18 protein-coding genes and 1 pseudogene are annotated in these 19,261 nt (G+C 72.0%); 6 read left to right on the forward strand and 13 right to left on the reverse strand.

Annotated features, from left to right (window positions below; translation table 11 throughout):
• Positions 1-28: 28 nt before the first annotated feature.
• Together ACFYO2_RS32680 and ACFYO2_RS32685 are read right to left on the reverse strand one after the other, a co-directional pair.
• The gene (locus ACFYO2_RS32680; RefSeq protein ID WP_388356163.1) at positions 29-700 is read right to left on the reverse strand and encodes an enoyl-CoA hydratase-related protein; all 672 of its coding nucleotides are present in this window, start codon (positions 698-700) and stop codon (positions 29-31) included.
• Between the two features lie 29 nt (positions 701-729).
• Entirely contained in the window at positions 730-1,356 is a 627-nt protein-coding gene (locus tag ACFYO2_RS32685; RefSeq protein ID WP_388356164.1) for a TetR/AcrR family transcriptional regulator, read from the reverse strand.
• 59 nt (positions 1,357-1,415) lie between these two features.
• Here ACFYO2_RS32685 and ACFYO2_RS32690 point away from each other — a divergent pair, with 59 nt between their 5' ends.
• Positions 1,416-1,685, forward strand: a complete 270-nt coding sequence (locus ACFYO2_RS32690) for a hypothetical protein (protein WP_388356165.1) — start codon at positions 1,416-1,418, stop codon at positions 1,683-1,685.
• A gap of 341 nt (positions 1,686-2,026) precedes the next feature.
• Here ACFYO2_RS32690 and ACFYO2_RS32695 read toward each other — a convergent pair whose 3' ends face one another.
• The 4 genes from ACFYO2_RS32695 to ACFYO2_RS32710 form a co-directional block, all read right to left on the reverse strand.
• Complete coding sequence (locus tag ACFYO2_RS32695; protein ID WP_388356166.1) at positions 2,027-3,091, reverse strand: LacI family DNA-binding transcriptional regulator; 1,065 nt, start codon at positions 3,089-3,091, stop codon at positions 2,027-2,029.
• 117 nt (positions 3,092-3,208) lie between these two features.
• The gene (locus ACFYO2_RS32700) at positions 3,209-5,599 is read right to left on the reverse strand and encodes a beta-galactosidase (RefSeq protein ID WP_388356167.1); all 2,391 of its coding nucleotides are present in this window, start codon (positions 5,597-5,599) and stop codon (positions 3,209-3,211) included.
• Positions 5,599-7,359, reverse strand: a complete 1,761-nt coding sequence (locus ACFYO2_RS32705; protein WP_388356169.1) for a beta-galactosidase — start codon at positions 7,357-7,359, stop codon at positions 5,599-5,601. The genes ACFYO2_RS32700 and ACFYO2_RS32705 overlap by 1 nt, the downstream gene beginning before the upstream one ends.
• A gap of 79 nt (positions 7,360-7,438) precedes the next feature.
• Positions 7,439-8,584, reverse strand: coding sequence for an MFS transporter (locus ACFYO2_RS32710; protein WP_388356348.1), 1,146 nt, complete (start codon positions 8,582-8,584; stop codon positions 7,439-7,441).
• A 257-nt stretch (positions 8,585-8,841) separates the two neighbouring features.
• Between ACFYO2_RS32710 and ACFYO2_RS32715 the strand changes: the two genes are divergently transcribed.
• The 3 genes from ACFYO2_RS32715 (at position 8,842) to ACFYO2_RS32725 (ending at position 11,036) form a co-directional block, all read left to right on the forward strand.
• Positions 8,842-9,552: a transcriptional regulator gene (locus tag ACFYO2_RS32715; protein WP_388356171.1), complete on the forward strand. Its 711-nt coding sequence runs from the start codon at positions 8,842-8,844 to the stop codon at positions 9,550-9,552.
• Positions 9,549-10,526: a pyridoxal-phosphate dependent enzyme gene (locus ACFYO2_RS32720; RefSeq protein WP_388356173.1), complete on the forward strand. Its 978-nt coding sequence runs from the start codon at positions 9,549-9,551 to the stop codon at positions 10,524-10,526. The genes ACFYO2_RS32715 and ACFYO2_RS32720 overlap by 4 nt, the downstream gene beginning before the upstream one ends.
• A 150-nt stretch (positions 10,527-10,676) precedes the next feature.
• A complete protein-coding gene (locus tag ACFYO2_RS32725) occupies positions 10,677-11,036 on the forward strand; it encodes a cupin domain-containing protein (RefSeq protein ID WP_388356175.1) in 360 nt (119 codons plus the stop codon).
• A gap of 20 nt (positions 11,037-11,056) precedes the next feature.
• Here the strand turns inward: ACFYO2_RS32725 and ACFYO2_RS32730 are convergent, their stop codons facing one another.
• The 4 genes and pseudogenes from ACFYO2_RS32730 to ACFYO2_RS32745 all read right to left on the reverse strand — a co-directional run.
• Positions 11,057-12,031, reverse strand: coding sequence for an NAD(P)-dependent alcohol dehydrogenase (locus ACFYO2_RS32730; RefSeq protein ID WP_388356177.1), 975 nt, complete (start codon positions 12,029-12,031; stop codon positions 11,057-11,059).
• A gap of 124 nt (positions 12,032-12,155) precedes the next feature.
• Positions 12,156-13,514 carry a VWA domain-containing protein gene (locus tag ACFYO2_RS32735; protein WP_388356179.1) on the reverse strand — a complete coding sequence of 453 codons (1,359 nt, stop codon included), beginning with the start codon at positions 13,512-13,514 and terminating at the stop codon, positions 12,156-12,158.
• On the reverse strand, positions 13,511-14,368 hold the full coding sequence (locus ACFYO2_RS32740) for an AAA family ATPase (RefSeq protein WP_388356181.1): 858 nt from the start codon (positions 14,366-14,368) through the stop codon (positions 13,511-13,513). Before ACFYO2_RS32740 ends, ACFYO2_RS32735 begins: the two co-directional genes overlap by 4 nt.
• 135 nt (positions 14,369-14,503) lie before the next feature.
• Positions 14,504-15,028: pseudogene (locus ACFYO2_RS32745) on the reverse strand (ABC transporter ATP-binding protein); the annotation flags it as partial.
• A gap of 20 nt (positions 15,029-15,048) precedes the next feature.
• On the opposite strand from ACFYO2_RS32745, the gene ACFYO2_RS32750 reads away from it, so the two are divergent.
• Positions 15,049-15,693, forward strand: coding sequence for a hypothetical protein (locus tag ACFYO2_RS32750; RefSeq protein WP_388356183.1), 645 nt, complete (start codon positions 15,049-15,051; stop codon positions 15,691-15,693).
• 252 nt (positions 15,694-15,945) lie between these two features.
• On the forward strand, positions 15,946-16,347 hold the full coding sequence (locus tag ACFYO2_RS32755; protein WP_388356185.1) for a hypothetical protein: 402 nt from the start codon (positions 15,946-15,948) through the stop codon (positions 16,345-16,347).
• A gap of 33 nt (positions 16,348-16,380) precedes the next feature.
• Here the strand turns inward: ACFYO2_RS32755 and ACFYO2_RS32760 are convergent, their stop codons facing one another.
• Genes ACFYO2_RS32760 through ACFYO2_RS32770 form a run of 3 tightly spaced genes read right to left on the reverse strand, consistent with a single transcriptional unit; the run spans position 16,381 to position 19,252 of the window.
• Positions 16,381-17,025, reverse strand: a complete 645-nt coding sequence (locus tag ACFYO2_RS32760; RefSeq protein ID WP_388356187.1) for a lactate utilization protein C — start codon at positions 17,023-17,025, stop codon at positions 16,381-16,383.
• Complete coding sequence (locus ACFYO2_RS32765; RefSeq protein WP_388356188.1) at positions 17,022-18,500, reverse strand: LutB/LldF family L-lactate oxidation iron-sulfur protein; 1,479 nt, start codon at positions 18,498-18,500, stop codon at positions 17,022-17,024. Before ACFYO2_RS32765 ends, ACFYO2_RS32760 begins: the two co-directional genes overlap by 4 nt.
• Entirely contained in the window at positions 18,497-19,252 is a 756-nt protein-coding gene (locus ACFYO2_RS32770; protein WP_388356190.1) for a (Fe-S)-binding protein, read from the reverse strand. The genes ACFYO2_RS32765 and ACFYO2_RS32770 overlap by 4 nt, the downstream gene beginning before the upstream one ends.
• Positions 19,253-19,261: the final 9 nt, after the last annotated feature.

Here is a 19,261-nt window from a genome sequence, read left to right on the forward strand (position 1 = left end):
CGTCCGAGTAGCCGGCCGGCGGTGCTGGTCAGCCGAGCGGGTTGGTGGTGTCGCGCAGGGTGGCCAGGGCCGGGGCACACATGCGGGCCTTGATGGTGCCGAGGGTGTCACCGGCCTTGTTCACCTGCGCCTGGGCGAGCTCGGTGGCGGTGGAGCGCACGGCGTCCTCGCTGACCGCCTGGTCGACGATGCCGGCGGCCGCGGCGTCGGTGCCGCCGTAGCGGCGGGCGGTGAGCATGGCCTCATGCGCGGTCTGCGGCGCCAGCCGGGACTGGATGAGGGCGGCCATGCCGGGGGTGAAGGGGATTTTGATGTCCGCTTCGGGCAGGCACCAGTAGCCGCGGTCCGTGCGCATGACGCGGAAGTCGTGGGCGAGGGAGAACATCGCGCCGGCGGCGAAGGTGTGCCCCTGCAGCGCGGCCACCGTGATGACCGGCAGCGACAGCATCCGCGCGAACAGCTCATGGACCGAGACGACGTAGTCCTGGTGCTGGTCGGCGTGGGCGAACAGCCAGTCCAGGTCGAGCCCGTTGGAGTAGAACTTGCCGGTGGCGGCGGTGACCAGGGCGCGGGGGCCGTCCGCCTTTTCCACCTCGTCGAGCGCGGCGCTGACGGCGGTGAGCCAGTCGGGGTGGAAGCGGTTCTCTCCGTCTCCGAGGTCGAGGACGAAGACGTTGTCGTGGCGGTCGAGCGAGGGCATGGTGGCTCCTTCGAGCTGAGCTGACTGGATCAAGTGGCTGCGGACCACGACCGGGGCCCGGATCCGGCACCGGGGCGGTCACCCAAGGTGTAGAGGAGCAAGTCGTGGATCTCGGCGGCGGCTGCCTCGATCGGGGCGGTGCTCTGCTCGGCCCGGCGCATGATCACCGCGCCTTCGACCGCGGCGATGATGAAGGCGCCCAGCCTGCGGCTGCGTTCCTCGGTCAGGCCGTGCCGCAGGAAGAGGGCCGCAAGCGCCTCCTGCCAGCGGGCGAAGACGGCGGCGGCCGAGCGGGCGAGCCGGGGTGCTTCGTCGTTGGTCTCCACGGCGACCGCCACGATCGGGCAGCCGGCCCTGAAGCCGCTCTCCACGAGCCGGTCGCGCCACAGCAGGAAGAACGCGTCGACGGCTGCCACCGGGTCATCCGCCTGCATGGCGGCGTCGATCAGTCCTGCGAGGAAGTCCCCCGCCAGTGCCACCGCCTCGTCGATGAGCTGCGTCCGCCCGCCGGGGAAGTGGTGGTACGCCGAGCCCCGAGGGGTTCCGCTGTGGGCGAGCACCCGGTCGATGCTGGTCGCGCCGGCCCCGTACTCACGCAGCAGAGCAGCGGCACTGAGGATCATCCGGTCACGGCTGTCACTCTTGCGCGGACTCACCCGCCTCCACCCTTCCGACGACGATGTGGCCCGCCGAGCGAGCTACCCGTCGGTAACTTATGGGGTATTGCATAGGACATGCAAGAGGGGATCAGGCGGCGGTTCGGTCGGAGCCGACGAGCGTCGCCGCGATCCCGCTCGGTGCCCTGCTGGGCGGGGCGCTCGCCGACGTCCTGGGCGGGGCGATGGGGCCGGGCGCCGGTACCGGCACGGGGCTCGTGCTGACCGGGCTGACCGCGGTGGCGGCGGCTGTGCTGTTCTGCTCGGACCTGCGCCTCGTACGGGACATCCCTGGCGTCGACGAGGACGGGCCCGGCGTCGCGGCCTGACGGCGGCCAAGACCCGGGCGGGGGTCAGCCCTTCCTGACACTGACCGCCTGGGTGATCGCCACTCCGGCCGCCAAAACCGCCGAGGCCAGGGCGAGGAGTACGCCGGTCGATCCGAGCGTGGCCGTACGACGGATGCCGAACTCGACGTGCGCATACCGAGGCCGGGGTCGGTGACCGTACGCTCGCGTACTCGCCGTGGCTGCGCGTCGAGGGCGGCTGTCCGAGCCGGGAAGGCGAGTTCACGCGGCTGACGGTCGGCGGTTCGGGCGGGTATCGGATCGGGTCGTCGTGCCTTGCGCCCTCGTCGGCTTCCGGCGCCGGCCGGCGCTTCACCCGATGCTCAGTGCGGCGCCGGCCCGCTGCTGCGGCGGACGACGAGGTCCACCGGGACCAGCGACTCGGGCCGCGCGGGTTCGGCGGAGCCGTCGATGCGGTTGAGCAGGAGCCGCAGGGAGCGCGTGCCGATCTCCGCGAAGTCGGTGCGCACGGTGGTCAGCGGCGGCAGCAGATGCGCGGCCTCCGGGATGTCGTCGTAGCCGACGACGCTGACGTCGCCGGGCACCGAGCGGCCGGCCTCGTGGAGGGCGTGCAGGACGCCCAGCGCCATCTGGTCGTTGGAGGCGAACACCGCCGTGACGTCCGGGCGCGCGGCGAGCCGTCGGCCCAGCTCGTAGCCGGAGTCGGCGCTCCAGTCACCGACGAGTGGCTCGGGGATCTCGGCGCCGGCCGTGGCGAGGGTCGACCGCCAGCTGTCCAGCCGGTGGTCGGCGGAGGTCCAGCCGGTCGGCCCGGCGATGTGCCACACCGTCGCGTGACCGAGACCGAGGAGGTGCTCGATGGCCTTGCGGGCCCCGGTCCGCGAGTCCCCGGTGACCAGCTCGGTGGCGTCGTCGAGGCCGTTCTCCAGCACCACCAGCGGTGTGTCGAGGTGGGTGTCGGCCAGGGCGCGGCCCACCCACAGCTGCGGGGCGATGGCGATCACGCCGTCCGCGCCCTCGGCCGACAGCCGGTTCACGGCCTCGACGACCGTGTCGTGGTCGGCCGTGTCGAGGGCGATGGAGCTGACCAGGTAACCGGCCTCCTGGGCAGCGGTGTTGATCGCGGTGAGGATGGCGGCGGGCCCGTAGCGGGCGGCGTCGAAGGAGATGACCCCGAGCATCCGGGTCCGGCCGCTGGCCAGCGACCTGGCGCTGCGGCTGGGCCGGTAGCCGAGTGTGCGCATGGCCGCCAGGACCCCCTCGCGCGTCTCCGGGCGGACGGAGGGGTGGTCGTTCAGCACGCGGGAGACGGTCTGCTTGGAGACACCGGCCAGCCGGGCCACGTCGTCCATCACGGGACGCGAGCCCGCGAAGTTCCGTCTGCTGCGCCCCTTCGGGACGGCCCCGTCGGCGGCGCTTCGGGTCATGGTGGCGGTTTCCTCGACGTCGTTACGGCGGTGGTCCCGCCCGGCAGGACCACAGCATAGGCGGGGGAGTCCGAGGGCTCGGGGCGCCGGACCTCGGCTGTACGGCCGGGAGGGCGGTCAGCCGGCCCGGACGGTCCAGGTGCGGGAGGTGACCCACTCGGCGCTCACCACGGCCGCCGTCTCCCCGGCGCCGGCCACCTGCTCCGGGACGTACACCGGGGCGTCCGCGTGCAGGGGCAGCAGCCTCAACCGCAGGCCGTCCGCGCGCAGGGCGTCGGCTGGCAGCCGGTCCAGGCCGATGTCCCAGACGCGCCCCGAGAAGAACTGGTCGGCGACGAGCGTGTCCCCCACGTACGCCCGCCCCACGTCACCGGTCCAGTGCAGGCGCAGGAGGGTGCCGGGCGGCAGGTCGTCCGGCACGTCGACGCGGTACTCGGCGGCGACGGCGTCGACGTACTTGTCCGAGGGCGCGCTCGCCCGGCCCTGCACGCCGGTCACGGTCTCGGGCGCCGGACCGGCGGGTCGGACCAGGGTGACCTCGGGAGTGCCCCCCTCGCGTTGACCGGACTGGACGGTGTAGCGGGTGAACACCCCGTCCGCATCCGCGCTCGCCGTCACGCCGTCCACCGCCGGTGCCCGCTCCGGCGCGGGCAGCACCGCGAATGAGACAGCCGCCCGGGATCCGTGCAGTCGTACCTCCTCGCGGTCGAAGACGACCCCGTCCTCGCACAGCACCAGCCGCTCGGCACCCCACGCCTCGCCCCGGTAGGCGGTACGAGCCGTCGCCGCGTCAAGGACCAGCAGGCCTGCCCGACCCCCGTCCGCCGTCTCCACCTCGACCAGGGCGTCGGTGCCGGGGCGCAGCCCGGTCAGCAGCAGCCGGCCGCCGACGGGGGTGATGTTCCCGGACCCGGACGGCACACCGACCGACGCCACCGTCGCCGCGTCCAGGGCGAGTTCGGGTGCGATCCCGTCGGTGGCGGCCAGCACCAGGACGGTACGGCCGTCCACGTCGAGCGTGCACACCGGTTGCGCGGTGGCCCACTCCAGCCGCAGTCCCGCCACCTCCAGCCGCAGGGGCCAGCAGAAGTAGGCACCGCGCGGCACGGTGATAGGTGTGCTCGGCAGGGTCAACTCCCCGCCGCTGTCCGGGAACTGGACCGTGAACGACGTGTCCGGGTGGTCCGGCAGCGGCTCGTGCGGCTGGTGGTTGTTGACGAACAGGAAGCCCGAGGTGCCGTCACTGCGCACGGCCCAGCGCAGGGTCTCCCGGTCGTCCTGAGCCGCCGGCTGCCGCTCGGGCAGGACGGACTGCATCGGCGCGACGGCATGACCGAAGTCCGCCAGCATCAGGTGCTGCAACCGCAGTTCGTGATACGTCCGCCGGTACTGCCCGTACTCGCCGAGCGGCGCCTGGAAGTCGTACGTCAGGACGGGCAGGTCGTTGGGGTAACCGGTGGCGTGGGACTCCTGCAGGGTGGTCAGCTCGCCCGCCGGGTTGGTGCCGCCGTGGAACATGTAGAAGCCCTGCCAGACCGAACCGCAGCCGATCTTGGTGAGGCCGAGCGCGCCGATGTCGTCGGGGTCGACGCGTGGCCGGCGGTGGTACGACACCGCCATGCCGCCGCCCAACTCGCAGGTGGCCCAGGGAAATCGGTCGGCGAAGACGTCCGGCTCGCCGCCGCGCACGGTGGTGGGCCTGAGGTCGGCGCCGATGCCCTCGTCGTCGCGCTGGTGGGTGAAGAAGAAGTGCTTGCGGCAGGTCTCGGGCCAGCCGCTGTCCGCCTCGGTCCAGAAGGTCTCGGTGTAGCCGCCGTACAGCGGAAGCAGCTCGTCGGGCGGGAGCTGGACCCCGCCCCAGGCCGTCGACGTCCACAGTGGGGCGCTCATTCCGGCCTCTTGGGCCATGTGCTTCAGGGTGAGGAGGTGGCCGGGCCGGTCGTAGAGCTCGTTCTCGACCTGGATCGCCACGATCGGGCCGCCGTGCGCGCGGTCGAGGCCGCGCAGCTGCTCGGCGATCGCCGCGAACCAGGCGCGTACGGGTTCCAGGTAGGCGGGGTCGTCGGTGCGCGGGGTGCAGTCGCGGGCCAGCAGCCAGTCGGGCAGGCCTCCGTTGCGGACCTCCGCGTGCGACCAAGGGCCGATGCGGGGGACGAAGTCCAGGCCGTGGCGGGCGCACAGCTCGGCGAAGCGGCGCAGGTCGCGGTCGCCGTCGAAGCGGACGCGGCCTTCGGTCTCCTCGTGGTGGATCCAGATGATGTAGGCGGCCACGGCGGTCACGCCGCCCGCCTTCATCTTCAGCAGCTCCTCCTCCCACTCCCCGGCCGGGTAGCGGGAGTAGTGGAACTCGCCGGAGACCGGGAACCAGGGGCGGCCGCCGCGGGTGAGCCAACGACTGGTGACCTCGATGGGGTCGGGCACGCCGGGGGCGTCCGCGAAGGGCAGGTGTCCGGTCAGCGGCGGGCCGGCGGGGGCGGGGACACGCAGGCGGTGCGGGTGCGGGGTCATCAGTTGTTCTCCGGTCCGAGGTCGGGAGTGTCGGTGAGCCGCGCGCGGGTGCCGGTGGTGGCGTGCAGCTCCAGCAGGACGAGCTCGTTGGCACCCGGGCGCAGGACCGGACCGGGGACGTACAGGGTGCGCTGCGGGCCGCGGTTCCAGTAGCGGCCGAGATGGAAGCCGTTGACCCAGGCCTGGCCCTTGGTCCAGCCGGGCAGGGCGAGGAACGTGTCCGCCGGGGTGTCCACCTCGAACGTCCCCCGGTGGAAGGCGGGCACGGCGTCCGTGGCGGTGTCGGACGGCACGAACGGCACCGCGCCCAGCTCGCCCAGCGGGACGGCTCGGCACTCCCAGCCGTGCAGGGCCACGCCCTGGAAGGTCACCGGTCCCAGCAGCCCCTTGGGCGCGCCGATGCGCGGCCCGTAGTTGACGCCGCCCTGGTTCTCCACGAGCACCTCGAGGACGGCACCGGGCTCCGGCACCCTCACCGGCAGGGTCTCGTCGTGGCGCTCGCGTTCCAGTACGCCGACGGAGGCACCGTCCACGAAGACCTGCGCCCGGTCGCCGACACCGCCCGCGAAGTGCAACAGCCCGTCGCCGGAGGCGGCAACGGTCGTGCGGTAGAGCACGTAGCCGCCGTGCACGCCGAGTTCGTCCATCGTCACCGGGTCCTCGGTGCGCACGGCACCGTCGAGCGTCCGCAGGTACGGCAGCAGCGGCGCCCGGCGGTCCAACTCCACGGTGGTGGGCGGGAGTTTGGGTCCGGGCGCCGGGGCCGGCTCGTCGGGGACCGCCACGTGCCGGGCGATGACCTCGCGGAAGGCGTGGTACTTGGGGCCCGGGTCACCGCTCTCGGTGAGCGGGGCGTCGTAGTCGTACGAGGTGACCGTGGGCGCGTACGTGTGGTGGTGATTGGCGCCGTTGGTGAAGCCGAAGTTGGTGCCGCCGTGGAACATGTAGATGTTGACCGAGGCGCCCGCCGACAGCAGCCGGTCCAGGTCGGCCGCGGCGTCCTCGGCCGAGCGCACGTGGTGCGGGCCGCCCCAGTGGTCGAACCAGCCGATCCAGAACTCCGCGCACATCAGCGGGCCTTCGGGCCGGTGCGCGCGCAGGGCGGCAAGGTGCTCCTCGATCCGGCCGCCGAAGGTGGCGGTGCCGAGCGTGCCCGGCAGGCTGCCCGCGGTCAGGTGCTTGGCGTTGGCCTGGTCGCAGGTGAACAACAGCTCGTCGACGCCCCGGGAACGCAGGGCCTGTTCGACGTGCTGGAGGTACGCGGTGTCGTCGCCGTACGCCCCGTACTCGTTCTCCACCTGTACGGCGATCACCGGGCCGCCGTTCGCGGCGAGGTACGGCTGCAGCGGCGGCAGGAGCTGGTCGAGGTAGCGGTCGAAGGCGTCGGTGAAGCGGGGGTCGCTGGTGCGCAGCCGGATGTCGGGGTCCGAGACCAGCCAGGCGGGCAGCCCGCCGTCGTCCCATTCGGCGCAGATGTACGGTCCCGGGCGCAGCAGCACGTGCAGCCCCTCGGCCTGCGCCAGCCGCAGGAAGCGGGGCAGGTCGAGCAGGCCGTCGAGGACGAGGGTGCCGGGCGCGGGCTCGTGGAGGTTCCACGGCAGGTAGGTCTCGACCGTGTTGAGGCCCATCAGGCGTGCCTTGCGCAGCCGGTCGGTCCACTGGTCGGGATGGACGCGGAAGTAGTGCAGGGCGCCGGAGATGATCCGGAACGGTTCGCCGTGCAGGAGGAAACCGTCGGACGAGGTCGTCAGAGCGGGCATGCGGGTGTTCCCTTCGGTTCGCTTCGGTTCGGGTGCGACAGCCACAGCACCGGAGCCGGTGGCGGTGCCGGAGCCGTTTTCAATGGGTGCGCGTGCTGCGGATCAGCCAGAGCGTGGCGGCCAGGCACAGCGCCGAGACACCGCCGAGCAGGAGAGGCACCGCCCGGATGCCGGATGCCTCGATCGCCTTGCCGAGCGCCGGTCCCGCCGCGACGCCGCCGACCATGGACGCGGCGATGACCATGGCTCCGGCGCGCCGGGCGCTCGGGGCGGCCCGGTGCAGCCAGGGCAGGCCGGTGGGGAAGATCGGGGCGATGAACAGGCCGACACCGGCGTAGGCGTAGGGGGCCAGCGCCGGGATCGACGCCAGCAGCAGACAGACGGTCATGCCCGCGCAGGACACCGTGATGATGGCCTGGGCGGAGAAGCGCAGGGCGATCGGGGCGACCAGGAACCGGCCGACGGTCATCATCAGCCAGTACACGGAGGTCGCGGTGGCGGCGACCCCGGCGCCGTATCCCACGGTCTCCAGGTGGGTCGGCTCCCAGCCGCCGACGCCCGCCTCGATGCCCACGTGCAGCACGTAGAGCGCGACGAACACGGCGAGCACCGAGCCCAGACTGCGGCCGAGGGGGGACGGACCTCCGGCCGGCACCCGAGGCCGCCGGTCATCGGCCTCGTGGCCGTCGGTCGGCCCGGGCGCGTGGTCGCGTACGCCCTTCAGGCACAGCAGCAACGGCAGGTTGGCGAGCGCGAAACCGAGGAAGACCGCCGGGTAGTGCGCGGAGCCGAGCACGCCGATCAGTGCCGGGCCGAGGATCGCGCCGATCCCGAAGTGCGCGTTGAGGATGTTCAGCATCGCGGTCGAACGGTGGCCGAAGCCGACCGCGAACAGCTGGTTGAGGCCGTAGTCGATGCCGCCGAAACCGAGCCCCGCCAGCAACGCCATGGCAAGTGCCGTCGGCCAGTTCGGCGCGAGCGCGAAGCCTGCCGCGCCGAGAGCCATGAGCAGGTAGGAGGCGCCGAGGATCTGCCGGTTGCCGAGGCGGCCGTAGAGCCGGTCGATCAGCAGCACGCCGGCGACGCCGCCGACGAAGTGGGCACTCAGCCCGAGCCCCGCGGCCGAGGGGGACAGCCCGAACTCCTCGCGGAACGCGGGGATGGCAGGCCCGTAGAGCGCCTGGAGCGCGCCGATGAGGACGAAGCCCACGCAGGAGGCGGCCACGGCGGCGGGACTGAAGACCGGGGTGTCCGGGGGTACGTGGGTGGATGGCGCCTCGGACTTCGGGCTGCTGCTGTCGACAACTCGTCTTCCCCCGGGCACAGCACACCTCTCGTTCGCTCGACCGTTGCGATGTTACCGGTAACATCACCGCCGTCAAGATCCTGGACAGAGATGGGCACGAAGGGAGGGTTGGACTTTTGGTCCATGTGTTGGACGTATAGTCTAGAAGAACTGGCTGTGGCAGGGAGGGTGCGTCGGTGGGTGAATCGAGTCCGGAGGCGGAGCGGGACGCGGTCATCGCCGCCCTGGTCCCGGTGATCGACGGGATCGCGGCGACGTTCGGGCCGGTGTGCGAGGTGGTGCTCCATGACTACCGGCGCCCGGAGAAGTCGGTGGTCGCCATCGCCGGCTCGGTGACGGGACGCGTGGTGGGCGGCGCGATGAGTGAGATCGGCATGCGGATCGTCGCCCGGGGCGAGGAGGCGGTCGACGAGCTGAACTACGTCACCCGGACCCGGACCGGACAGACCGTCAAGTCGTCCACGATGGTGCTGCGGGACACCACGGGCGCGGTGTTCGGCGCGGTATGCGTGAACCTGGACGTCACCGCGCTGACCGACGCCCACACCGTGCTCGGCGCGCTCGCCGGCGTCGGCAGGCCGCCCGCCGAACTGCCGGTGACCACCTTCGGCAACGACATCGACTCCGTCGTCGACATCATCCTCGACGACCACCACCTGAGACAGGACCGGGCCTGGGCGGGCCTGGACCGCGCGGCACGTCTGGAGTTGTTCCGCGGCCTCGACGAGCGCGGGGTGTTCGCGGTGCGCCGCTCGGTCGAGCAGGTGGCTGCCCGGCTCGGCATCTCCCGCGCCTCCGCGTACAGCTACCTCGCCCAGGCCCGGGCCGCGCCGGACGCGACGCCCGACTCCACCGCTTCCCCCGACTCCACTGGAGGACACGCGTGACGACCACCACCCCGCCGGTCACCCTCGACGACGTCCGTGACGCGGCGGTCCGGCTCAGGGGCGTCGCGCACCGCACGCCCGTGCTGCGTTCGCGCACTCTCGACGCGCTCGTCGGCGCCGAGGTCTTCCTCAAGTGCGAGAACTTCCAGCGCGTCGGGGCCTTCAAGTTCCGCGGCGCCTACAACGCGGCCTCGCGGCTGGCCCCCGAGCAGCTCGCCCGGGGCATCGCCACGTACTCCTCCGGTAACCACGCCCAGGCCGTCGCCCTCGCCGCCCGCGAGCTCGGCACCACCGCGGTGATCGTCATGCCGCACGACGCCCCGGCTTCGAAGCGGGTGGCCACCGCCGGGTACGGCGCCGAGATCGTGACGTACGACCGCTACACCGGCGACCGCGTCGCCATCGCCGAGGCGCTGGCGGCCGAGCGGGGCCTCGCGGTCATCCCGCCCTACGAACACCCTCATGTCATCGCCGGGCAGGGCACGGCGGCGCTCGAACTCCTCGAAGAAGTAGGGGAGTTGGGCGCGTTGATGACTCCGGTCGGCGGTGGCGGACTGATCGCCGGGAGTGCCACCGCGGCCAAGGGTCAGTACGCGGACGTGCGGATGATCGGCGTCGAGCCGGAGGCCGGGGACGACACCAAGCGGTCCCTGGAGGCGGGCCGGCGCATCGAGATCCCCGTTCCGCACACCATCGCCGACGGTCAGGCGCTGCACACACCCGGCGAACTCACCTTTTCCATCAACCGGCTGCTCGTCGACGAGATCGCCCTGGTGTCCGACGACGAGATCCGGGAGGCGATGCGGTTCGCGTTCGAACGCCTGAAGATCGTCGTCGAGCCGAGCGGTGCCACGCCGCTGGCCGCCCTGCTCGCGGGCCGGGTGGGCCGCCTGCCACGCCGGGTCGGGGTGATCATCTCCGGCGGGAACGTCGACGCGGAGCGTTTCGCCCGGCTGTGTGGGGGCGCGGACTGACATCGAGGCGACGTCACCCGAATGGCGGCTCCGAGTGGAGGGGCGGACGATGGAGTGGTGGGGCACGGCCTCCGCCGATGCCGCTCGCGGTGGGTGGGAGACGGAGACCGGCCCCGGCCGTGCAGAGCCCGGCCGGAAGGGAGAGCAGTCATGATCGAGGTGAAGACGCTCGACAAGCCGGATGAGCGCCGCGATTTCCCCCAGGGCCATCTCGAAGCCGTCCACCTCAGTGGACTCGACTTCGCCGTGGCCACCTTCGAACCGGGCTGGCGCTGGTCCGAGTCCGTGGCCCCGATCGCGGGCACGGACAGCTGCCAGATCCACCACAACGGCTACGTCGTCCAAGGACGTATGCGCATCCGCATGGACGACGGCGCGGAGGCCGAAGTGGGTCCCCACGACACCTTCGTGTGCCCGCCCGGACACGACGCCTGGGTCGTGGGCGACGAACAGGTCGTGGTGTACGACTTCGCCGGACCTATGGCGCAGACGTACGCGAAGGCCGACTGACACCGTCGAGGGCGCGCGCCTCACACGGTGACGACCACCTTGGCGCGCGCGTGCTCGACCTCCAGATACCGCATCGCCTCGGGCACCTCGCTCAGCGGATATGTGCGGTCGACGACCGGGGCGATCTTCCCGGCCTCGACGAGCTCCCGCAGCGCCGCGAGGTTCGACTTGCTGGGTTTGGCCGGGAGTTCGAGCAGGCGTTGGCGGACGAAGGGCGACATCAGGGCCCGCTTGAACAAGAGCCCCATCGGGCCGACCAGGCTGCCGCCCTCGAACACACCCCCGCCGGACAGGACGAGCGTCCCGGTGGGGGTCACCGTGCGCCGGAACGCGCCGAGGGAGTGGTTGCCCACCAGGTCCAGCACGACCTCGTACTGACGCGCGCCGCGGGTGAAGTCCTCCCGCGTGTAGTCGATGACGTGGTCCGCACCGAGCGACCGGACGAGGTCGACGTTGCGGGTGCTGCACACGCCGGTCACCTCCGCGCCGTACGCCTTGGCGAGCTGTACCGCGAACGTGCCGACCCCGCCGGACGCCCCGTTCACCAGCACCGTCCGGTCCGCCCGGACTTCGGCCAGGTCGCGCAGGCCGATGAGCGCGGTGTTCGCGGCCAGGGGGATGGCGGCCGCCTGCTCGAAGCTGAGGCCGGCCGGTTTCAGGTCCACCGCATGGTCGGCGGCGCACACGAACTCCGCGAAGGCCCCGTCGGCCTCGCCGTACACCTCGTCGCCGGGGCGCAGTCCCTCGACGCCGGCGCCCACGGCCTCGACCCGCCCGGCGAAGTCCCGGCCCCGGATCCTCTTCCTCGGTGCGCGCAGCCCCAACACCAGACGGGCGATCTTCGGATCGCCGCGCATGAGATGCCAGTCGTAGGCGTTGAGCGCCGCCGCGTGCACCCGCACCAGCACCTCGCCGGCGGCGGGCACGGGCGGGTCGACCTCCCTGACTTCCAGGGTGTCCGCCGAGCCGTACCTGTCCTGGACCACTGCCTTCATGGGTTCCCCCTCCGTTGCTGCGGAGCGTAAGGGCGGGAAGGCGGGACGGACATCGGGGACAAGCCCTACATCTCTGGGATGACCCGTCCTGTTCACCAGGGTCGACCGCGGCCGGCCCGATGAGTCAGACCGGCAGCAGTCGCCCCACCAGGGCGCTGAGCTGACGGGCGTTGCGGCACTCGTGCATCTCGACGACCTCGGCGTAGGCGGGGGCGGCGGAGTCGCCCGTGCCCCACTGGGGGAGTGCCTCCGGGTTCAACCAGTAGACACGGCGGGCCCGTCCGGCGATCTGCCGTACGGCAGGCAGGTTGGGGTCGCTCATGTTCGTACGGGCGTCGCCCAGGACGAACACCGTGGAGCGCGGGCCGACCGCGTCGCCGTAGCGCTCCGCGAACTCGCCCAGCGCGACGCCGTAGTCGCTGCTGCCGTGCCAGCCCGTGAGGGTCGCCTCCGCGCGGATCCGGGCGCCGAGCCCCTCCGGATCGGCCGCGCCATGCACGAGCAGCCCGGTCACCTCGTCGATCCGGTTGACGAAGGCGAACACCCGCACCTTGCTGAACTGGTCGTGCAGCGCCTGCACCAGCAGCATCGTGAAGTCCGAGAACCCGGACACCGAGCCCGACACGTCGCACAGCAGCACCAGTTCGGGCCGGGCGGGACGGCGCCGGCGCAGCACGGGCCGCATCGGCACCCCGCCCGTCGACAGCGACCCGCGCAACGTCCGCCGCAGATCGATGCTGCCGCGCGCGGCACGCCGCCGACGCGCGGCGAGCCGGGTGGCGAGCTTGCGGGCGAGGGGCTGCACCGTCCTGCGCAGCTCGGCCAGCCGGTCCTTCCCGGCGAACAGGAAGTCGACCCGGTCGGCGGTCGGGGCCACCGCCCGCCGCGCGATCTCGTCCCGGCCCCGCCGCTCGGCGACCCGCCGCCGGGCCTCCGCGCCCACCAGGGCGCGGAACGCCTCGATGCGCCGTCGGATCTCGTCCTCCAGCAGCCGGTCCGTGAACCCCGGAGCGCCACCCCGTGCCCGCAGGTCGTCGCGCACGCGGGCCAGCAGCGTCTGCGGGCGGAGCCACTCGAGTGTCTGGTGCGACGACCAGCCGTCCGACGCCGGCGAGGAACCGTACCCGCCGAAGCCGTCGACCGCCTCGGCCGCCAACCGGCCCATCAGCGCCCGGTCGTTCGCGGCCAGGGCCGCCGCGAGCCGCTCGCGCAGGTGGTCCCGGCCCGCGGCCTCCGTCTCCGGCGCCCCCACGCCCCGCGGAAAGTACAGGTCGAAGACCGGGTCGAACACCGGCCGTTGGGCCGTGCCGTGCAGCAGCGTCGCGGCCAGCCCCTCCCGCAGCAGCTCACGGTCCGTGAGCCCGAGGGCCGCCACCGCCCGCGCCGCGTCCACGGTCTCCCCGGTGCCGACGCGGATGCCGTGCGCGCGCAGCGCCCCGACCAGGGACGTCAGCCGGTCCGCCACGCCGGCCGGCGTGCTCACAGAGCTCCCAGGTCCAGCTTGGCACCGGCCTTCAGCACGTCGTCCTGGTGCTTCAGCAGCACGCCCAGGGTGTCGCGTACGAGCGACTCGTCGAGCGTGTCCGCGCCCAGCGCGAGGAGCGTGCGCGCCCAGTCGATGGTCTCGGCGACCGACGGCACCTTCCGCAGGTCCATGGCCCTGAGCGCGCCGACCACCCGGACCACCGACTCCGCCAGCGCCTGGTCCAGACCGGCCACCTTCAGCCGTACGATCCGCCGCTCCAACTCCTCCTCCGGGAACCCGATGTGCAGGAACAGGCAGCGGCGGCGCAGCGCCTCGGACAGCTCGCGGCTCGCGTTCGAGGTGAGGACGACGAAGGGGCGGCGGGTCGCGGTGATCGTGCCCAGTTCGGGCACGGTGACCTGGAAGTCGCTGAGCACCTCCAGGAGCAGGCCCTCGACCTCGACGTCCGCCTTGTCGGTCTCGTCGATCAGCAGCACCTTGGGCTCGTCGCCGCGGATCGCGGTCAGCAGCGGACGGGGGAGCAGGAACTCCTCGCTGAAGATGTCCGTGCGCGCCTCGTCCCACGTCTCGTCCCGGCCCGCGCTGATGCGCAGCAGCTGCTTGGCGTGGTTCCACTCGTACAGCGCCCGGGACTCGTCGACGCCCTCGTAGCATTGCAAGCGCACCAGCCGCGCCCCCGCGACCTGGGCCACGGCCTTCGCGAGTTCCGTCTTGCCGACCCCGGCGGGGCCCTCCACGAGCAGCGGCTTGCCGAGGCGGTCGGCGAGGAAGACGGTCGTGGCGACGGCGGGAGACGCGAGATAGCCGGTCTCGGCGAGACGTGCGGAGACGTCGTCGACGGAAGTGAACAACGGGGGCCTCCAGCTCGGCGGCGTTACCTGGACGGTCCCCTATCTAAGCGCTTGTTCAGCGCTTGTGTCACCAGTAATCCGGTGATCCGAAAACATCGGGCGGCCGTCGAAACGGCCGCCCGCCGCCGAACGTGCTCACGCGGCCACCGCGACCGCCCCCACGGCCGGAGCGCGCAGCACCCGCCGCGCCGTCTCGGCCAGCCGGCCGTCGGCGAGGAACAGCACGGAGTCGGCGTAGGAGGCGGCGACCGGGTCGTGCGTCACCAACGCCACCGTCCGTCCGTGCACCCGCTGGAGCAGCCGCAGCACGTCCCGAGCGCTGCGCGTGTCCAGGGCGCCCGTGGGTTCGTCCGCGAAGATCACCCGGGGTTCGGTGACCAGCGCGCGGGCGATCGCCACGCGCTGCCGCTGCCCGCCGGACAGCTGGTCGGGGCCATGGCCGAGGCGGTCGCCCAGTCCGACGGACGTCAGTACCTCGCGGCCCCGCTCCCGGTCCACGCGCCGCCCGGCGAGCTTGAGCGGCAGCACCGTGTTCTGGGCGACGGTCAGCGTGTCCAGGAGGTACTGCTGGAACACGAACCCGATCCGGCCGCGCCGGAACCTCGTCAACTCGGCCTCGCCGCCCCCGGTCAGCTCCGTACCAGTGACACCCAACGGCCCGATGCGCCAAGGTGATCACCATGACTGACGGAATATCCTGGCTCGCCGAGCCCCAGTCCGTCGCCTGGGGCGGCTACAGCATCGTGATCGCCCGCGACCTCGCCTCGGAGACACTCGCCTCGCGTGTCGCCGACACCGTGTTCGGCCGGCGCCGTGACAAAAGGTCCATCGGAGAGCTCACCGGTCGACAGGTGCAGGACGTACTGGAAGGCCTGTGCGGCGCGGTCCACAACGGCATCGCCCTGCGCCACGGAGAGATCGACGAATGGGCGTACGTGGTCAAGTACGGGGGCTGGCAGGCCGAGTTCGGTGCCACGCCACCGGTCTCCCGCGGCGAGGCGCACGTCTTCCTGCTGGAGTACGAGGAGGAGAACGGCAAGCCGGTGCCGCCGCAGTTCGCCTACCTCCACGACGAGCGCCTGATGTGCGCGTTCAACCTGCACCTCGACGGCTCGTGGGGATACGACGGAGTCCAGGGGGACCCGGAGGTGGCGTCCGCCGTACAGGAACGCCTGACCGCCGCCGGACTGCCCGACCGGGAGCTGGAACGGCGGGTCGTCCACCGGACCTCGCTGGAGGTCCTCGAGCGGCATTTCGGTCTCACGCTGCCCCGGCAGCGCATCCTGGAGGAGACGCTCCCCACGATGCTGCTGTGGAAGCCGTGACCCGGCTGTGACCGGAGGTGTGGCTTCCACCATGGCACCGCTCGGCCTGTCCTGATCGACTCGGCGGATGCGAAGAACCACGGTGGGCAGCGCCTCCATGGCATGTGTGGCCGTCCTCGTCCTGGCGGGCTGAGGCAATACCCGCGCCGGTGCGGAGTCCACGGCCACCCTGAGCCCCTCGGTGACGATGTCGTCGTCCTCGCCCCAGCCGCGCCACATCAGCGCCGAGCTGCCAAGAGTGGAGGACGCGGCATGCGGCACCACGACACCGGCGCCGTCGGCCGGGGAGACCTCCGCCTCGCCCTCGGCGGAGACCGTCGAGGACCGGCCCCCGAACTACGCCGACACAACGCCTATCGACGCGCCCTGCCCCTCAAAGGCCTGGCCGAGTGCCGGGGCGAGGTGCACGTCGGGCGGCTCACCGAGAACCTGAAGAGCGTCCCCGTGGACAAGGCGGAGGTCGACGCCGCGCTGTCCCGCCTCGGCTATGGTCAGGCAGAGCGGGTTCAAAGCACCGGTGGGGGCGTGCACTTCGTTCTCGCCCTCGATGGAGTGTGCGTCACCGGCACCCTGTCGCCCAGCCACCGGAACACCATCGAGGCCCACGGACCCTACCTGGAGGGCGGCTGCGTCGAGCCCGCCTATGGGCACTGATGCCCATCAGGCGTCCGTCCTGACCAGGGCGGCTCAGGCGGTCACCAGAACGACCTCCAGAGTGCGCGGTCCGTGCACGCCCTCCACCCGGTCGAGTTCGATGTCACTGGTGGCCGACGGCCCGGAGATCCAGGTCAACGGGCGGGTCGGATCGAGCCGTTCGAGGGACTGCGGGACGGACGACACGACCTGCTCGGGGACCCGTACGACACAGATGTGGTGGTCGGGGACGAGGGTGATGCGGCGGCGGCCCTGGTCCGGGCTGCCGTCCAGGACGATCGTGCCGGTCTCGGCGACGGCCACCGCGCACGCGGTCACCACGCTGTCCACCCGGTCCAGTTCGTACGCAGTGCTCTCCGCCCGGTCGGTGACCCGCTCGGCCTCCACCGCCGACAGCCACTGCGGGTCCAGACCCGGCGGTGCGAGGACGGTCTTCGAGCCCCGCGCGGCCAGCATCCCGGCGAGGGTCGCCGCCAGGTCCGCGGTGGTGCAGCGGTGCACGATCGCCCGGTAGTCCGCCAGATTCTCGGCCAGCAGCTCCACCGTCCGCTCGACACCCAGGTCACCGTGCACGCGCAGATAGTCCCGCGACAGTGCCTGCTCGTACGGCGTGTCGTCCTGTTCCACGTCCGCCAGCGCGCGCCGCACCCGGCCCAGGATCCGCTCCCTGCTGCTCACTTCACACCGTCCTTTCCGCCTTGCGTCCGCTGCCACCAGTCGCGGAACGGCTCCGCCGGCACCGGCGGCAGATCCCGCGTCCCGCTCCACGCGCTGCCGGGACCGGGCAGCGTGCGCGGATGGAAGCGCCGGGTGCGCGAGGCCAGCCGCTGGCCGGTGCGCAGTGCTCCCGGGCGTGCGAACGCCCAGCGCGCCGCGCGCATCGCCGCCCGTTCGGCGGCATGCCCTTTGGCGGGCTTCAGCACCACCTTGTTTCCCTCCCGCGTCACCGGGCCGCCCTCGACGACCCGCTCCCGCAGATGCACCAGCACCTCGGGGATGTCGATCGCGACCGGGCACACCTCGTAGCAGGCCCCGCACAGCGAGGAGGCGTACGGCAGGGAGGCGTCGATCTCACTTCCCGTGCCCCGGAGTTGAGGGCTGAGGATGGCACCGATCGGACCTGGGTAGACCGAGCCGTAGGCGTGGCCGCCCGCCCGCTCGTACACCGGACAGACGTTCAGGCACGCCGAGCAGCGGATGCAGCGCAGGGCCTGGCGGCCGACCTCGTCGGCGAGGGTGTCGGTGCGGCCGTTGTCGAGCAGGACCAGATGGAAGGTCCGCGGCCCGTCCTCATCCGTGGTGCCGGTCCACATCGACGTGTACGGGTTCATGCGCTCGGCCGTCGAGGAGCGGGGGAGGGTCTGCAGGAACACCTCCAGGTCCTGCCAGGTCGGCACGATCTTCTCGATGCCGACCACCGAGATCAGCGTCTCGGGCAGGGTCAGGCACATCCGCCCGTTGCCCTCCGACTCCACGACCACCAGCGTGCCCGTCTCGGCGACCATGAAGTTGGCGCCGGAGATGCCGACCTTGGCGCGCAGGAACTTCTCCCGCAGGTGCAGCCGGGCCGCCTCGGCGAGTTCGGCGGGCGTGTCCGTGAGGCCCTCGGGGGCCGGGCGGCCCCACTCGCTCATCTCACGCTCGAAGATGTCCCGGATCTCTCCCCGGTTGCGGTGGATCGCCGGGACGAGGATGTGCGAGGGCCGGTCCTTGCCCAACTGCACGATCAACTCGGCGAGATCGGTCTCGTAGGCGTGGATCCCCTCCGCTTCGAGTGCCTCGTTCAGCCCGATCTCCTGCGTGGCCATCGACTTGACCTTGACGACCTCCGACTCGCCCGTCTCCTTGACGAGTCGGGTCACGATCCGGTTGGCCTCGTCGGCGTCCGTGGCCCAGTGGACGACGCCGCCCGCGGCCGTGACCGACTCCTCCACCTGGACGAGATATCGCTCCAGGTGACGGAGTGTATGATCCTTGATCTGCTTGCCGGCCTCCCGTAGCTCGGCCCAGTCGGACACCTCCGCCACGGCCTTGGCCCGCTTGGCGCGGATGGTGTGTGTGGCGTGGCGCAGATTGCCCCGCAGCGTCGGGTTGTTGACCGCATCGTGCGCGGCCTTCGGGAAGGCCGGCATTCCTACGAACGTGCCGCTCATGCCGCCGGTTCCTCCTCCGTGCTCGCCAGGATCTCCGCGATGTGCACCGGCCGCATGCCGGTCTTCAGCCGGGTCATCGTCCCGCCGATGTGCATCAGACAGGAGTTGTCGGCCGCGCACAGCACCTCGGCGCCGGTCGACTCGGCGTTGCGCACCTTGTCCGTGCCCATCGCCGCCGAGACGTCGGCGTTCTTCAGGGCGAAGGTGCCGCCGAAGCCGCAGCACTCGTCGGCGCCCGGCAGTTCGAGCAGCTCCAGCCCCTTCACGGACTGGAGCAGCCGCCGGGGCCGCTCGCCCAGCCCGAGGCCGCGCAGCCCGTGGCAGGTCGGGTGATAGGTGACGGTGTGCGGGTAGTACGCCCCCACGTCCGTCACCCCCAGCACGTCCACCAGGAACTCCGTGAGCTCGTACGTCTTCGGCACCACCGGCGCCAAGGTCGCAGCGAGCGAGTCCCCGCGCCCCTCGGCCCGGGCCCGCTCACCCATCCGCGGATACAGCTCCCGCACCATCGCCCCGCATGACCCGGAGGGCGTCACGATCGCCTCGTAGTCCCGGAAGACATCGGAGAAATGCCGGGCCAGCGGTTCCGCCTCATGCCGGTATCCGGTGTTGTAGTGGGCCTGCCCGCAGCAGGTCTGCGCCATCGGGAAGTCAACCTCGACGCCCAGCCTGGTCAGCAGTTTCACCACGGCGCGCCCGGTGTCCGGATAGAGCGTGTCGTTGACACAGGTCAGGAACAGGGCGACACGCATCGCGGCTCC

It is taken from the genome of Streptomyces sp. NPDC006602, from assembly GCF_042870385.1.
In the GTDB taxonomy this organism is placed as follows: Bacteria; Actinomycetota; Actinomycetes; order Streptomycetales; family Streptomycetaceae; genus Streptomyces.

Bases quoted from the DNA above. Each gene is read 5' to 3' on its own strand.
- ACFYO2_RS32680 (WP_388356163.1), bottom strand. From the start codon at position 700: ATGCCCTCGCTCGACCGCCACGACAACGTCTTCGTCCTCGACCTCGGA.
- ACFYO2_RS32690 (WP_388356165.1), top strand. From the start codon at position 1,416: ATGGGGTATTGCATAGGACATGCAAGAGGGGATCAGGCGGCGGTTCGG.
- ACFYO2_RS32695 (WP_388356166.1), bottom strand. From the start codon at position 3,091: ATGACCCGAAGCGCCGCCGACGGGGCCGTCCCGAAGGGGCGCAGCAGA.
- ACFYO2_RS32700 (WP_388356167.1), bottom strand. From the start codon at position 5,599: ATGACCCCGCACCCGCACCGCCTGCGTGTCCCCGCCCCCGCCGGCCCG.
- ACFYO2_RS32705 (WP_388356169.1), bottom strand. From the start codon at position 7,359: ATGCCCGCTCTGACGACCTCGTCCGACGGTTTCCTCCTGCACGGCGAA.
- ACFYO2_RS32725 (WP_388356175.1), top strand. From the start codon at position 10,677: ATGATCGAGGTGAAGACGCTCGACAAGCCGGATGAGCGCCGCGATTTC.
- ACFYO2_RS32730 (WP_388356177.1), bottom strand. From the start codon at position 12,031: ATGAAGGCAGTGGTCCAGGACAGGTACGGCTCGGCGGACACCCTGGAA.
- ACFYO2_RS32750 (WP_388356183.1), top strand. From the start codon at position 15,049: ATGACTGACGGAATATCCTGGCTCGCCGAGCCCCAGTCCGTCGCCTGG.
- ACFYO2_RS32755 (WP_388356185.1), top strand. From the start codon at position 15,946: ATGCGGCACCACGACACCGGCGCCGTCGGCCGGGGAGACCTCCGCCTC.
- ACFYO2_RS32765 (WP_388356188.1), bottom strand. From the start codon at position 18,500: ATGAGCGGCACGTTCGTAGGAATGCCGGCCTTCCCGAAGGCCGCGCAC.
- ACFYO2_RS32770 (WP_388356190.1), bottom strand. From the start codon at position 19,252: ATGCGTGTCGCCCTGTTCCTGACCTGTGTCAACGACACGCTCTATCCG.